Annotated in this window: 1 protein-coding gene; it reads right to left on the reverse strand. The window is 52.1% G+C overall.

Annotated elements, in window-relative coordinates:
* Positions 1-59: 59 nt before the first annotated feature.
* Positions 60-338 (reverse strand): hypothetical protein (locus tag EII32_RS11855; RefSeq protein ID WP_233582406.1); only part of this gene is annotated, 279 nt, incomplete at its 5' end.

Raw genomic sequence — 338 nt, forward strand, 5'->3', positions numbered from 1 at the left:
GTCCCGCTTGCTCCGACAAGGTATCTCTATCACTATCTTAGCATCTTCTATACGTACCATCACACACCCTCCTTTCCCCAGTGCTTCCTGGCATTCTGATTACCATACTTACCGCCCTTCTTGCCAACAACCTGAACGGTAGGAAGAGCGTTGCCCGTCGGCAACAACGTTTCCCTGCCAAGCAGACGATCAGCCATAACACCCGGAGAATAGTAAAGCAGGTCACGCTCACGGTTCTGGCGAGCCCTCTGGTACAAAGCCATCAAAATACGACTGCTACGGTTCAGACCATTCAAAACCCGGTTCACAGCGATACGGCTCACACCAAGCTCCAAAGC

The organism is Prevotella sp. OH937_COT-195 (genome assembly GCF_003932845.1).
In the GTDB taxonomy this organism is placed as follows: Bacteria; Bacteroidota; Bacteroidia; order Bacteroidales; family Bacteroidaceae; genus Prevotella.